We start from the raw sequence: 13984 nt of genomic DNA on the forward strand, positions 1-13984 counted from the left end.
TGGTGGTCCGCCCGGTCGCCCGCGCGGCGACGCCAACATTACACGGTCCTACCGGTGCACCACCAAATCGTTTACGGGGCGCACGGACCAGGCCAGGACAGGTCCCGACCCCCGCCCCGGGTCAGGCCGTGGCGAACGAATAGAACCGCTTGAGCGTGCAGTGCTCGTCGAGAAGCCGGCCGTAGATCGGCTCGCCCTCCAGCTCGCGGTACGTCTCGATCGGGTCGCCTTTTATGATCAGCGCCCGCGCACATTCCTCGCACCAGTACTGGTAGTCGTGGTTGACCGGTTCCATGTCGCGGACGATGGGCGTACCACTGCCGCACCAATCGCACTTCCGCCTGTGTGCACCCATCGTCAGCTCCAGCTGTGGCCGCAGGCCGTGCACACGTAGGAAACCCCGCCGTTGTCACCGAGAACCAGGGCGACGTGGGCCGAACCACAGGAAGGGCAGTCGAGGCGGGTGATCCGGTCCCGTATCACCTCTGCGTCGAGGAGGTCGTCGACCTCCCCGAGGATGCTCGCAGGCATCGCCACTCCTCCCGTCGGGCCGCGCCCCCTTCCGGCCGTTTGATTCTGCCACGGCCGGACCAATACGGTCAGCGACGCCTTCGTACCAGTCCGGCCACGGCACCCGCGACACCTGTCGCGGACAGCGCGAACGTACACACGAGGAGCGCCTCTGAAGAGGTATACGCCTCCGGGGCCCAAGTGACTCAAGCCGGTTCAAGAAGACTGTGCTGATCGACAACGAAAAATCCCGCTCCCCTGTGGGGAACGGGATCCTCGCGCCGGAGCGCTTGGGTGGAGCTAAGGAGATTTGAACTCCTGACCCCCTGCATGCCATGCAGGTGCTCTACCAACTGAGCTATAGCCCCTCGCGTTCACCCGCCGGGGCGGGCTGAACAAGAGGAACTTTATCCTGCGGCCTGCCGGAAAGTGAAATCCGGGTCCATGGGTCTACGGGCACGGGTCCACGGACACCTGGAGCCGAGGCCCACCGTCGATGATCTCCGTGCCAGTCGCCGTCTGACGGGGTCAGTCGTCGTCTCCCAGGACCGGCTCCGGCAGCGTGCCCGCGTTGTGCTCCAGCAGGCGCCAGCCGCGGGCGCCCTCGCCCAGGACGGACCAGCAGCAGTTGGAGAGACCGCCGAGGCTTTCCCAGTGGTGGGAGTCGAGGCCGAGGAGGCGGCCGATGGTGGTGCGGATGGTGCCGCCGTGGCTGACCACCACGAGCGTGCCGTCGTCGGGGAGCTTCTCGGCGTGCCGGAGCACCACGGGGGCGGCTCGTTCGGCGACCTCGGTCTCCAGTTCGCCACCGCCACGGCGCACCGGCTCACCGCGCTTCCACGCCGCGTACTCGTCGCCGTAGCGCGCGATGATCTCCTCGTGCGTCAGCCCCTGCCAGACACCCGCGTACGTCTCGCGCAGGCCCTCGTCGTGGGTCACGTCCAGGGCGGTGAGGGCGGCCAGTTCGCCCGCCGTGTGGGCCGCCCGCTTCAGGTCCGAGGCGACGATCGCGGCGGGCTTCAGGGAGGCGAGCAGCCGGGCGGCGCGGCGGGCCTGCTCGATGCCGATCTCGGTGAGCTCGACGTCGGTCGTGCCCTGGAAGCGGCGCTCCACGTTCCACGAGGTCTGTCCGTGACGCCACAGGATGACCCGGCGACCCCGGCCGGCCTTCTGCCCGGTCTCGGACAGCGGCCTGCCGTCCGCCGAGGCCTCCGCTCCCGCGCTCAACGCAGCTCACCGTCCAGTCCGGCGTCCTGAGCCTCCTGGTGCTTGGCGTGCTCGGCGGCCTTGCCGCGGGTGGCCTTGGCGTCGGCGGGCAGCTCGAGCTCCGGGCAGTCCTTCCAGAGCCGCTCCAGGGCGTAGAAGACGCGCTCCTCGCTGTGCTGGACGTGCACCACGATGTCGACGTAGTCGAGCAGGATCCAGCGGGCGTCGCGGTCACCTTCGCGGCGCACCGGCTTGGCGTCGAGTTCCTTGTTCAGCCGCTCCTCGATCTCGTCGACGATCGACTTGACCTGGCGGTCGTTGGGCGCGGAGGCCAGCAGGAAGGCGTCCGTGATCGACAGCACGTCGCTGACGTCGTACGCGATGATGTCGTGCGCGAGCTTGTCGGCGGCCGCCTGCGCGGCGGCGGTGATGAGCTCGAGAGAGCGGTCAGTGGCGGTCACTACCAAGGCTTTCCGTCGGCGGTCAGGTCTCCCCGAGGGGATACCCCAAGGGTCTCACGGACCGCCGACAGCACCTCACGGATTAGTCCGCCGAGCCGCCCACCCTCACTGACCCGCCGAGCCGCCCACTTCGTAGTCCTGCCCGAGCACCACCGACACCTCCGCGTTCGAGGCGCCCTTGCCCTTCTTCACGGAACTGGCCGGCAGCCCCAGCGTCTTGGCGACCTCCACCGCGTCCGCCTTCTGCGCGGCGTCGGCATAGGTGATCCGGGACGCCGTCTGGGCGGCATCGGCCTTGCCGGCGTCGACGAAGGCGTAGCCGCCGTTGAGCAGGACGACGCGGGCCTGCTCGGTGGCATCCTCCTTGCCGGTGGCGTTGCGGATGCCGACCTGGACGGCTGCGTCCTTCTCGGGGCTCTTCGCGGTCCCGCCGAGTACGTCCTTGACCACGCTGTCGCTCGCCTTCGTACTCAGCCTGCCGTCCGACTGGACCGGCAGCAGCACGGACTTGTAGTCGCCGCCCTTGGCGTGGTCCGCGAGCTTGGCGAGGAAGGTGCCCAGGTCCTTGTCGGTCAAGGGGGGCTCGATGATCTGCGCGAGCGTCTGCACGGTGGTCGTCGCGGCCTGCGGATCCGACGACACCTTGCGCAGCACGCCCTGCATGACCTGCCCGAACCGCTGCAGCTGCGCGCTCTGTGACTCCCCGGAGCCACGGTAGGTGGCGTATGCGATGGCCATCTTTCCGCTGAGCGTCTGGTCCTCGCCCTTGTTGACCAGGGGTGCTTCGCCCTTCCTCTTGGCGTCGGGGTCCGGCACGGCCGCGTTGGTGTCGATGTCGATGTTGCCGACGAGGTCGACGAGGTTGCTGAGGTAGGGGGTGTCGAGGCGCCAGGTGCCCTCGATGTCCGTGCCGAGCACGGTGTCGATCGCGTCGCGCGTCCCGGAGGTGCCGTCGTCGTCCACGGACTTGGCGAGCGTGGTCGTGGTGCCGTTGTCGTCCGCCACGGAAAGGGAGTTGGGGACCAGGACGGTGGTTCCCTGCTTGGTGGTGGTGTTGTTGACGAGCAGCGCGGTCGAGGTGCCGCCGCCCTTGGTGTTGTGCAGGTGGACGACTATCACGTCGCGGTTCTGGGCGCCCGCGGCCGTCGCGGTGCCGGTCTTCGCATCCGAGGACGTGCCGGGCAGCTTCCCCGCGTACCAGAGGTAGCCGACGCCGCCGGCGGCGACCAGGGCGAACACCACGACCAGGGCGACGACGCGACCGCGAGCCCGGCGGCGGGCCTCCTCGCGCCGCTCGGTGCGGTTCTCGGTGAACTTCAGCCAGTCGATGACGTCTTCGGAGTCGTCGGTCGGCTCCTCGACGAAGGTGAACTGCTCGGTGCGGTAGTCCCGTTCACCCCGCTGCCCGTCCGCCGACTCCTCGGCCGCCGTGCGCTCCGGGGGCCCCGCCTGCTGCGGGATGTAGGCGGTCTGCTCGGCGACGCGCGGCTGCTGACCGCTGCCCGCGGGCTGCCCGTAGGGGTCGTACGAGGCCGGAGGGATCGGAGCGGGCCCCTGAGCAGTCGCGCCGTACGGGTCGTACGAGCCCTGCGAGCCGTATGAGTCGTACGAGGCGCCGGACTGCTGATGGCCGTTGCCGGTGTCGTACGACGGCGCCTGCTGCTGCCCGTTCGTGTACGGGTCGTACCCGTACCCCTGCTGCTGTGAGCCGTAGGTGTCGTACCCCTGCGGCGGCTGGGAAGACGATGGCACCTGCCGGTACACCGGCTGGCCGAATTCGTCGTATCCGACGAGCTCGTAACTCTGATCACCTTGGTAACTCTGGTCGCCCCCGTACCCAGCGTCGTATCGGTCGTTCACCGGTGCCCCTCTCGGCTCACTCGCCTCACTCGCCGCGGTACAGCTCACGCTTGTCGATGTAGCGCACCACACCGTCCGGCACCAGATACCAGACCGGGTCACCCTTGGCGACCCTCGCTCGGCAGTCCGTGGACGAGATGGCGAGCGCGGGGACCTCGACGAGCGAGACACCGCCCTCCGGGAGCCCTGGGTCGGTCAGCGCGTGGCCGGGCCGGGTGACCCCGATGAAGTGCGCGAGGGAGAACAGCTCTTCGGCATCGCGCCAGGTGAGGATCTGGGCGAGCGCATCGGCGCCGGTGATGAAGAAGAGATCGGTGTCGGGGTTGAGCGCGCGCAGATCGCGCAGCGTGTCCGTGGTGTACGTCGGGCCGCCGCGGTCGATGTCGATACGGCTCACCGAGAACTGCGGGTTCTCGGCGGTCGCGATGACCGTCATCAGATAGCGGTCCTCGGCCGGGGAGACCTTGCGGTCGGTCTTCTGCCACGGCTGTCCGGTCGGCACGAACACCACCTCGTCGAGGTGGAACTGCGCGGCGACCTCACTGGCCGCGACGAGGTGGCCGTGGTGGATCGGGTCATACGTTCCGCCCATGACGCCGAGGCGGCGCTTGCCCGGGTTCGACGGGCCGGGGGCCGGGCTGTTGCCCTGGCCCCTCACCGGACCGTTTGGCATGTCCTGCTCTCCCATGCGTGCAGACCTTACCGGCCCGGTCCCTGAGCCCCGCCCCGCGGACGTCAGCGGTCCCGGTTGAAGCGGGTGGTGATCCACAGCAGCAGAAGGAGGACGAAGAGCGCGCCGCCGCCGGTCAGGTAGGGGCTGAGGCTCTCGTGGCCGCCGCCGTGCTCCTCGCCCTCGGCGGCGAGGTGGACCAACTGGGCAGCGGTGCTGTGGAAGCTCATCTTCGGCAGAACCTATCCGGTGTGGGCGGGATGCGGGATACAGACGTATGGCCATCGTAAGCGGGCGCCGCCGCCCGGATCACGTCGGCTCCGTCACGCCGACCCCATCACGCCGACTCCGACACGCCGACCCCATCACGCCGGATTCCGCTACCGGGAACTTCGGCCGGGTCTCAGTCGTCCCGCTTGTAGCCACGCAGCAGGAACCAGGCAACCAAAACGCAGCCGACGACCATCACTATGAGCACGACACGGAGCAGATTCCCGGGTCCCTGCTGCTGCGCGGCGCTCGCTGCCTCGGCGAGCCAGGCTTGGGGGTGGTGCTCCATGACGTGCGACTCCTTCGCTGTACTGCACGTCCACGGTATATCCGCCTAGGCTGTACCCCGCCTTGGGGGCACAGGAGGCAACAGACGCATGGGGGACCACATGCCAGAAGAAAGCCACGAGAACGTACCGAGCAGGCAGCGCAGGCGCTTCGAGGGGATCTCCTCCCGGGCGTACGAACACCCCGCGGACCGCTCGGCCCTGGTCGCCCTGCGCAAGCTCAGCGGCTTCGACACGGTGTTCAAAGCGCTCAGCGGACTGCTCCCGGAGCGCAGCCTGAGGCTGCTGTTCCTGTCCGATTCCGTACGGGTCTCGGACGCCCAGTTCGCGCACCTGAACGACATGCTGCGGGACGCCTGTTACATCCTGGACCTGGAGAAGGTCCCGCCGATGTACGTGAGCCAGAACCCCCAGCCGAACGCGATGTGCATCGGCATGGACGAGCCGATCATCGTCGTCACCACCGGACTGGTCGAGCTGCTCGACGAGGAGGAGATGCGGGCCGTCATCGGCCACGAGGTCGGCCACGCGCTGTCCGGCCACTCGGTGTACCGCACCATCCTGCTGTTCCTCACGAGCCTCGCGCTGAAGGTGGCCTGGATCCCGCTCGGCAACCTCGCGATCATGGCGATCGTGACGGCCCTGCGCGAGTGGTTCCGCAAGTCGGAGCTGTCCTCGGACCGCGCGGGCCTCCTGGTCGGCCAGGATCTGCAGGCCTCGATGCGCGGCCTGATGAAGATCGCGGGCGGCAACCACCTGCACGAGATGAACGTGGACGCGTTCCTCGCCCAGGCCGAGGAGTACGAGGCCGGGGGCGACCTCCGCGACTCCGTCCTCAAGATCCTCAACGTCCTCCCCCGCTCCCACCCCTTCACCACGGTGCGCGCCGCCGAGCTGAAGAAGTGGGCCGAGTCCCGCGAGTACCAGCGGATCATGGACGGCCACTACCCGCGCCGCGACGAGGACCGCGACACCAAGGTCACGGACTCCTTCCGCGAGTCGGCCTCCGCCTACGCCACCCACGTGCGCAGCTCCAAGGACCCGCTGATGAAGCTGGTCACGGACATCGCGGGCGGCGCGGGCGACATCGGTGGCCGGGTACGGCGCGGGTTCGGGGGCTTCGCGAGCAGCACGGGCGGCTCGAGCGGCTCCCCCAAGGACCGTCCGCAGGACGACCGTCCCGACGACGAAAGCCCCAACGGCAGCAGCTGATCACACCCTGGGCTGCGCACTGGCCGACAGCGACCCGCACAGCGCCGTGGCACTGCCCGTCGCGTACGGGTCGGTGCCGGCCGGTCCGCCCGCCTTGGCCGTCTGCCCCGCGAGCAGCGGGCGCAGTCGGCTCGTCGCGTCCTCGGCGCAGGCGAGCGGCCCGGCCTGAACGTACGAGACGACGAGCTCGGCCTGGTGCATCCGCAGATCGTCGCGGTCGAACCGGAAATGCAGCTCGCGCCGCACGGTGAACAGCGAGGCCTTGGCACCGTCCTCCGAGCCCGTCGGCCGCAGCGCGTAGACGAAGGTGTGGTCGGCCGTCACCTCAAGGGTGTCGGAGTCGGTCTCGGCGGCCTGCAGCGTGCCCTGCACCCGGATCCTGGGGTCGGCCAGCTGGGCGTGGGTGGGGTCGAAGCGGACCAGCCAGCCGGTGGGCGCGTGCCGCCCGTCCGCGGTCGGACGGTCGAAGCTCTGGTCGAACTGGTCGAGCTGCTGCGGATCGAGCAGGATCCGTACGGGCCGGGTGGCGCCGCCGGTGAGCACGTCCGGGTCGAGCGCCGACTCGACGAGGTAGTCCTTCGCCGTGGTGAGCGCGGTGACGACCTGGCTGTCCGAGAAATGGGCGGTGCGCCGGGAGGCGGGCATCGTGATCCCGTCGGCGCCGATACGGAACTGATCGGCCGGGCTGCGCGCGTACAGCAGCCCGGTGTCGGCGGTGCCGGGCACCGCGCCCTGCGGCGCCAGGGGGATGACCGTCATCCGCAGCGGCTCGGGCGGCTTCGCGGCGGGCGTCTGATACGGGTGACGTACACCCATGTAGATCGCCGTGCCGAAAGCGACGGCGATCAGCAGGACGAGGATCAGTGCCTGCCGGGACAGGCCGCGACGTATCGGCGGGCGGCGGCGTACGGCCGGGGTGTGGTCGGTGATCCGCTCCTGCGCGGAGAACTCCTGGAGACGGGCAGCTCGAACGAACGACTCGTCGAAGACGACGGATCGATACTCTTCCTCACCACCACCGGGAGCGCCGTCGGGTGTCCCCTCCGGTGGGTCTCCTAGCCCGCCCATACTTTCAGAGTAGGTCTCTGGGACCTCACGTAAACGCTGCCGTACACGTCAAGTTCAAGGCGTACGCGGTTCCGCCGGGACGGGTGGCTGGGAGAAGTCGGCCGAAGCCGAGGGGCGCGTTCGGCTGCCTTGTTCCACGCCCGTCGAGGCGGGCGGCGAAATCTGGGGCTGGCGGCCCGAGGAAGCACCCCGGTAGACCGCCGTGAAGGCGAGCGCGACCATGCCGATGCCCATCAGGAGAGCGAGCATCCAGGCGACGGGGCGGTGCCAGCGGGCCTGCTTTCCGTACGTCCCCGAGTGGCCGTAGCGACCGTCGAGGGCGTCACGGTCGTCGAGATCGTCCAGGTCCGGATCATGGCCGAAGTCGTGGCGACCGTCGGGTCCCCACCCGTCTTCGTACCGCTCGTCATCACCGCGCGCGCGGTGGGTGCGCCCCCGGCGCGCCTCGGCCTCGGAGGCCTCCGCGCGGGCCTGCGCGGCGGCAAGGAGGCGTTCGACGGCGGTCGGCTCATGGACCGTGGCCGCCCGTATGAAGGCCTCGTCGAAGACCACGGAGGCGAACTCTTCGTCCGAGCCTCCGCGGTCGCGGTCGTCGTCGGGCTCCCAGCCGTCAGGAAACGGCGTGCCCCCCACGTCCTCCGGCACAGATCCAGAGTAGACCTGAGGGTTCAATTTGGGCAGACGGTATGGAGATTCATCCACCTGGCGAGACAGCTTCTTCGGGACCCGGCCGAGGGGCCTGCTCAGCGCCGGATGTGTCCGTCGCCCGTGACGATGTACTTCGTGCTCGTCAGCTCCGGCAGCCCCATCGGGCCCCGCGCGTGCAGCTTCTGCGTGGAGATGCCGATCTCGGCGCCGAAGCCGAACTGGCCGCCGTCCGTGAAGCGCGTGGACGCGTTCACGGCGACCGTCGTGGAATCGACCAGTTGGGTGAAGCGGCGGGCGGCCGGCTGGGAGGTGGTGACGATGGCCTCGGTGTGGCCGGAACTCCACAGCCGGATGTGCGCCACGGCCTTGTCCAGGGAGTCGACGACGGCGGCGGCGATGTCGTACGAAAGGTATTCGGTGTCCCAGTCGTCGGTGGTGGCCTCGACGACGGTGGCCTTGGAGCCCTTGGCGTACGCCAGCACCCGCTCGTCGGCGTGCACGGTGACCCTGGCCTCGGCGAGGGCGTCCAGGGCGCGCGGCAGGAACTCGGGGGCGATGTCCTGGTGCACGAGGAGCGTCTCGGCGGCGTTGCAGACGCTCGGCCGCTGCGCCTTGGAGTTGATCAGGATCTCGATCGCCATGTCGAGGTCGGCGTGCGCGTCCACGTACACGTGGCAGTTGCCGGTGCCGGTCTCGATGACCGGGACGATGGACTCCTGCACGACGGTATGGATCAGGGAGGCGCCGCCGCGCGGGATGAGTACGTCGACGAGGCCGCGGGCGCGCATCAACTCCTGTACGGATTCGCGGCTTTCGCCCGGTACGAGCTGTACGGCGTCGGCGGGCAGTCCCGAGCCGCCGACGGCGTCGCGCAGCACGCGCACGAGGGCGGTGTTGGAATCGTACGCGGAGGACGAGCCGCGCAGCAGTACCGCGTTGCCGGACTTCAGGCAGAGCGCGGCGGCGTCGACCGTGACGTTCGGGCGGGCTTCGTAGATGATCCCGACGACGCCGAGCGGTACGCGGACCTGGCGCAGGTCGATGCCGTTCGGGAGCGTGGAGCCTCGGACGACCTCGCCGACCGGGTCGGGCAGCGCCACCACGTCGCGTACGTCGGAGGCGATGGCGCGGATCCGCTCGGGCGTGAGCGTGAGCCGGTCGACGATGGACTCGCTGGTGCCGGCCTCACGGGCGCGCTCGACGTCCTTGGCGTTGGCCTCGACGATTTCGCTCGTACGGACCTCCAGGGCGTCCGCGATCGCGAGCAGCGCGTCGTCCTTCTCGGCCCGCGGCAGCGGAGCGAGATCGGCGGCGGCGGACTTGGCGCGGTAGGCGGCCTGGGTGACCGGGGACATCGAGTCGTACGGCGAGAGCGTGGTCATGGAGGAAGCGTAATGCGCTACTGGCCACCGTCCAGCCGGTGTTCCACACCCCGAGACAGGCTCAAAACGGGTGTACACCTACGGGGGTGGCGGGCTGTGGGCCGTAGCCCTCGGCGATGCGCTGGTGGTAGGTCTCGCGGTCGATGACCTCCAGGCCGACGATCTCCCAGGGCGGGAGTTTCGCGGTCTGCCGGTGTTCGCCCCACAGGCGCAGCGCGACGGCCGCGGCGTCGTGCAGGTCGCGGGCCTCTTCCCAGTAGCGGATCTCCGCGTGGTCGCCGGCGTACCGGCTGGTCAGCAGAAAGGGGTGGTCGTGGGCGAGCTGTTCGAGCGATCGCCTGACGTCGTTCAGCGGGGCCTCGTCGCCCGAGACGCTCAGCGTGACGTGCCAAAGGCGCGGCAGGTCCTTCGGTTCCTCGGCCTCGTACGTGTCTCCGGCCGCGACGCTGGTGAGGGTCCGCTCCTCACCGGCCGCGCGGGAGGTGCCACCACCGCGGGACGCCGCCCCGGGGCGTACTCGTCTCACGACGGCCTCCTTTACGCAATGGGTTCGCCATGGGTTGCTGCATCACTGGATCCCGGGGGCTCCTTGAATCAAAGTTGAGCAGGCGGGGCGGCTTCGTGGGGCGGTTTTGCCGAACGTGGCCCTGCGGAGGCTGTCCCTTTCAGCCGTTTACGCGTGCAGCAGCACCAGATCGTCCCTGTGTACGACCTCGCGTTCGTACGCGGGACCAAGCTCGCGGGCCAGCTCGCGGGTGGAGCGGCCGAGCAGCTGCGGGATCTCCTTGGCGTCGAAGTTGACGAGCCCGCGCGCCACCGCCCGGCCCGTGCCGTCGCGCAGCTCGACGGGGTCGCCGGCGGTGAACTCGCCCTCGACCGCCGCGATACCCGCGGGCAGCAGCGACTTACGGCGCTCGACGACCGCGCGCACCGCCCCGTCGTCGAGCGTGAGCGCGCCCTGCGGGGTGGACGCGTGCTGGAGCCACAGCAGCCGGTCGGCGGAGCGGCGGCCTGTGGCGTGGAAGTGCGTACCGGTGTCCCGTCCTGCGAGGGCGTCGGAGGCGTGCACGGCGGAGGTGAGGACGACCGGGATGCCGGCCGCCGCCGCGATCCGGGCCGCCTCGATCTTGGTGACCATGCCGCCTGTGCCGACGCCGGCCCGGCCCGCGCTGCCGATCTCGACGTGCGCGAGGTCCGCCGGAGCGTGCACCTCCGCGATCCGCGACGTACCGGGCCTGGTGGGGTCGCCGTCGTAGACGCCGTCCACGTCGGAGAGGAGGACCAGCAGGTCGGCGCGTACGAGATGGGCCACCAGGGCGGCGAGCCGGTCGTTGTCGCCGAAGCGGATCTCGTCGGTGGCGACCGTGTCGTTCTCGTTGACGACGGGCAGGGCGCCCATGGCCAGGAGCTTGTCGAGGGTGCGCTGGGCGTTGCGGTGGTGGGCGCGGCGGCTCATGTCGTCGCTGGTGAGCAGGACTTGGCCGACGCGGACGCCGTAGCGCGCGAAGGAGGCGTTGTAGCGGGCGACGAGCAGGCCCTGTCCGACGCTGGCGGCGGCCTGCTGGCGGGCCAGGTCCTTTGGGCGGCGGCGCAGCCCCAGCGGAGCGAGACCGGCGGCGATCGCACCGGACGAGACGAGGATGATCTCCTTCTCTCCCCCACTGCGGCATTTCGCGAGTACGTCGACCAGGGCGTCCACGCGGTCCGCGTCGAGGCCCCCCGACGCGGTGGTCAGGGAGGAGGAACCCACCTTGACGACGACCCTGCGGGCCTCCGCCACGCCGTTCCTCACCGCTTGCCCCGCCCTCGCCTGCCCTGCCGCCGACACGCTCTTCCCCAATGTTCTGACCAGCCCCGTCCGTGCAATCTACGGGATTACGGGCAGGGGGCGCCGCCGCGTTTCGAGGGGCGGACGTGCGGCGGGCATCCGGCGGGCGCGTGCCGGGCGCGGTGCGTACGCGTGACATGCGCCCCACGAGTTCACCGTGGTTTCATCCGATATCCAGCGATAGCTCCTTCGGAAGATTGCTTGGCGGGCCGCCCAGGTCATACGGTCAGGGATCGGCCTCGTAGTGTTCGGCCGACCGAACCCGTTACTTCCCCTCATCCGCCGTATCCCTTCGCAGGAGCTCAGCCCGTGCCTTCCGCAGGCCTCAACCCCCGCCGCACCACGCAGCTTGCCGCGCTGCTGTCGATGTTCGTGCTCTTCACGGCCCAGATCGTCTCCGCGCTGCTGCCGAACGTCCCGGTGCTCATCGCCGCGAGCGCGGGGGGCCTCGCCCTCGACGTATATCTGCAGTACCGCAATCCCGGGCTGCTCACGCTGCTGGGCAAGGTCCGCTTCGATGTCACGGTCCGTCAGTTGCTGCGCGACATGCTGGTCATGGTGGGGCTTCTGCGGATCGACGGCATCGACCCGTCGAGCGAGCACGCGCCGCTGCTGGTCGCCGTATGCGCCTTCTACGCCCTGCACTTCGCCTGCCAGGCCGCCGCGGTCCTGGTCCGCCGCACCCGTACGCTGCCGATCGTCACCCGCAACATCGACGCGTCCGCGCTGCACCTGACCGCCGCGCCGCCGCGCATCCTGGCCCGCCGTCAGAGCCACCGGCTGCTGACGTTCTCCATCCCGACGACGGTCGGCCTGTTGCTCACGGCGGCCACCGCGGACGGGTACTGGGGCGGTATCGGTGTCGGCGTCGCCCTCGCGCTGGTCGGCGGCGGCACGGCGTACCTCGCCACCTGGCTGCTCCCCAAGAAGCGCGCCAAGAACGAGCAGAAGGTCATGCAGTGGGTGGACAAGTGGCTGGCCGACTACCGGCCGACGGTCGGCATGTACTTCTCGGGCGGTACGACCTCCGCGTACCAGGCGAACATGTGGCTCTCCACGCTCTCCTCGATCGACGCGAGGCCGCTGATCGTGCTGCGTGAGCGGTTCATGGTGCAGAAGATCGACGCGACGGACGTACCGATCATCTGCTTCCCGAAGGTCACGACGATGTTCTCGCTGGAGAACTCGACGCTGAAGATGATGCTGCACCCGGCCAACGCCGCGAAGACCTCGCAGGTGCTGCGCATCCCCACTATCAAGCACGCCTTCATCAATCACGGCGAGAGCGACAAGCTGTCCTCCGTCAACCCGTATGCGAAGGCGTACGACGAGGTGTGGGTGGCGGGACCCGCGGCCCGCGAGCGCTACGCGCTGGCGGAGGTCGGCGTCGAGGACAAGGACATCGTGGAGGTGGGCCGCCCGCAGCTCGCGCCGATCCGGCCGTACGCGGGTCCGCCGACCGGTCCGTACACGACCGTGCTGTACGCGCCCACCTGGGAGGGCTGGGACGGGAACCCCGGCAACACCTCCGTGGTGCTGGCCGGCGAGAACATCGTGCGGCAGCTGCTCGCGGACGAGGGGGTACGGCTCCTCTACAAGCCGCACCCGATGACGGGTTCCGTCGATCCGCGTGCGGGGGCGGCGAACGAGCGCATCAAGGCGATGATCCGCGAGGCCAACGCCAAGCGGTCGGGTGCCCGGCCGGACGCGGAGGCCGCGGCCGAACTGGTGCGCCGCGCCGCCGAGTTGGACCAGCTGACGAAGACGGCCTTCCGGCCTGGTGCGGACGAGATGGAGCGCATGCTGCTCCAGGGGACGCCGCGGGGTGACCGTGAGGCGGCGATCGCCGAGGCCGCGCTGGCCTGGGACAAGGCGTACTGGGCGTCATTCCCGGAGTGGGAGCACCAGATCATCACGGACGCGCGTCCCGCGATCTTCGCCTGCTTCAACCAGGCGGACCTGCTGATCAGCGATGTGTCGTCGGTCGTCTCCGACTGGCTCTCGAGCGAGAAGCCGTACGCGGTCGCCAACACGTCCGGGATGCCGGAGGAGGCCTTCCGGACCGGCTTCCCCACGGTGTCCGCGAGCGTCATCCTCACGCCCTCGGCGGACGGCGTCCCGGAGCTTTTGGAGTCGGTACGCCACCCGGAGAAGGACCGCTTCACAGTGGCTCGCGCCGAGCTGAAGGAGCACCTGCTGGGACCCTCGGACCCGCCGTCGCTGGCCCGCTTCAACGCCGCGATCTCCGCGCTGTGCACGGCGGCTGACGAGCGCCGCCTGCGCATGGAGTCGCGCCTGTCCTCGGAGGTCCCCTCGCCACGCGAGGAGGCGGCCGAGGAGACGGCCCAGGACCCGAACGAGGCGGAGGAGACTGCCGTCGGCTAGGCGGTGGGGTTCGTTGTTGGGTGCGGGTGTGTGGGTGGCTGGTCGCGCAGTTCCCCGCGCCCCTTGGGTGGGTGGTGGGTGCGGGGTCGTGGGCCGGTGCGTCAGCCCGTCGCAGGGCGGGCATACGGCTCTGGCCTGGTACAAGGCCCTGGTCCTCCGAGACCGGAGCTAAGCGACGGGCATACGACGCACCGGCC

Annotated in this window: 15 protein-coding genes and 1 tRNA gene; 2 read left to right on the forward strand and 14 right to left on the reverse strand. The window is 69.8% G+C overall.

The features are described from left to right. Window positions 1-121: 121 nt before the first annotated feature. The 9 genes from IEZ21_RS00865 to IEZ21_RS00905 all read right to left on the reverse strand — a co-directional run bounded on the left by IEZ21_RS00865 (window position 122) and on the right by IEZ21_RS00905 (window position 5266). Window positions 122-355, reverse strand: coding sequence for a hypothetical protein (locus IEZ21_RS00865; protein WP_010986886.1), 234 nt, complete (start codon window positions 353-355; stop codon window positions 122-124). A gap of 2 nt (window positions 356-357) precedes the next feature. Beyond that, window positions 358-531, reverse strand: a complete 174-nt coding sequence (locus IEZ21_RS00870) for a hypothetical protein (RefSeq protein WP_189319974.1) — start codon at window positions 529-531, stop codon at window positions 358-360. A gap of 274 nt (window positions 532-805) precedes the next feature. After that, window positions 806-878, reverse strand: a tRNA-Ala gene (locus IEZ21_RS00875). A gap of 160 nt (window positions 879-1038) precedes the next feature. After that, a complete protein-coding gene (locus IEZ21_RS00880; RefSeq protein ID WP_373302142.1) occupies window positions 1039-1737 on the reverse strand; it encodes a histidine phosphatase family protein in 699 nt (232 codons plus the stop codon). Beyond that, entirely contained in the window at window positions 1734-2177 is a 444-nt protein-coding gene (gene rsfS / locus IEZ21_RS00885; RefSeq protein WP_189319975.1) for a ribosome silencing factor, read from the reverse strand. Before rsfS ends, IEZ21_RS00880 begins: the two co-directional genes overlap by 4 nt. A gap of 105 nt (window positions 2178-2282) precedes the next feature. Further along, window positions 2283-4037, reverse strand: a complete 1755-nt coding sequence (locus IEZ21_RS00890; protein WP_189319976.1) for an LCP family protein — start codon at window positions 4035-4037, stop codon at window positions 2283-2285. A gap of 25 nt (window positions 4038-4062) precedes the next feature. Further along, a complete protein-coding gene (nadD, locus tag IEZ21_RS00895) occupies window positions 4063-4725 on the reverse strand; it encodes a nicotinate-nucleotide adenylyltransferase (protein ID WP_033320810.1) in 663 nt (220 codons plus the stop codon). 47 nt (window positions 4726-4772) lie between these two features. Further along, window positions 4773-4937 carry a hypothetical protein gene (locus tag IEZ21_RS00900; RefSeq protein ID WP_033320809.1) on the reverse strand — a complete coding sequence of 55 codons (165 nt, stop codon included), beginning with the start codon at window positions 4935-4937 and terminating at the stop codon, window positions 4773-4775. A 173-nt stretch (window positions 4938-5110) separates the two neighbouring features. After that, entirely contained in the window at window positions 5111-5266 is a 156-nt protein-coding gene (locus IEZ21_RS00905) for a hypothetical protein (protein ID WP_033320808.1), read from the reverse strand. Window positions 5267-5366: 100 nt separating this feature from the next. Here IEZ21_RS00905 and IEZ21_RS00910 point away from each other — a divergent pair, with 100 nt between their 5' ends. After that, window positions 5367-6476, forward strand: a complete 1110-nt coding sequence (locus IEZ21_RS00910; protein WP_373302143.1) for a M48 family metallopeptidase — start codon at window positions 5367-5369, stop codon at window positions 6474-6476. On the opposite strand, the gene IEZ21_RS00915 is transcribed toward IEZ21_RS00910, so the two are convergent. The 5 genes from IEZ21_RS00915 to proB form a co-directional block, all read right to left on the reverse strand. Continuing rightward, window positions 6477-7544: an SCO2583 family membrane protein gene (locus tag IEZ21_RS00915; protein ID WP_189319977.1), complete on the reverse strand. Its 1068-nt coding sequence runs from the start codon at window positions 7542-7544 to the stop codon at window positions 6477-6479. A gap of 54 nt (window positions 7545-7598) precedes the next feature. Then, on the reverse strand, window positions 7599-8189 hold the full coding sequence (locus tag IEZ21_RS00920) for an SCO2584 family spore wall biosynthesis protein (protein ID WP_189319978.1): 591 nt from the start codon (window positions 8187-8189) through the stop codon (window positions 7599-7601). 98 nt (window positions 8190-8287) lie between these two features. Then, window positions 8288-9574, reverse strand: coding sequence for a glutamate-5-semialdehyde dehydrogenase (locus tag IEZ21_RS00925; protein ID WP_189319979.1), 1287 nt, complete (start codon window positions 9572-9574; stop codon window positions 8288-8290). 61 nt (window positions 9575-9635) lie between these two features. Then, window positions 9636-10100 (reverse strand): DUF8830 family protein, encoded by a 465-nt coding sequence (locus IEZ21_RS00930; protein WP_033320803.1) that lies wholly within the window; start codon window positions 10098-10100, stop codon window positions 9636-9638. Between the two features lie 147 nt (window positions 10101-10247). Next, complete coding sequence (proB, locus tag IEZ21_RS00935; protein WP_189319980.1) at window positions 10248-11354, reverse strand: glutamate 5-kinase; 1107 nt, start codon at window positions 11352-11354, stop codon at window positions 10248-10250. A gap of 357 nt (window positions 11355-11711) precedes the next feature. Between proB and IEZ21_RS00940 the strand changes: the two genes are divergently transcribed. After that, window positions 11712-13787: a CDP-glycerol glycerophosphotransferase family protein gene (locus tag IEZ21_RS00940; RefSeq protein ID WP_189319981.1), complete on the forward strand. Its 2076-nt coding sequence runs from the start codon at window positions 11712-11714 to the stop codon at window positions 13785-13787. Window positions 13788-13984: the final 197 nt, after the last annotated feature.

Origin of the sequence: Streptomyces flaveus, assembly GCF_014647675.1 — a bacterium.
In the GTDB taxonomy this organism is placed as follows: domain Bacteria; phylum Actinomycetota; class Actinomycetes; order Streptomycetales; family Streptomycetaceae; genus Streptomyces; species Streptomyces flaveus.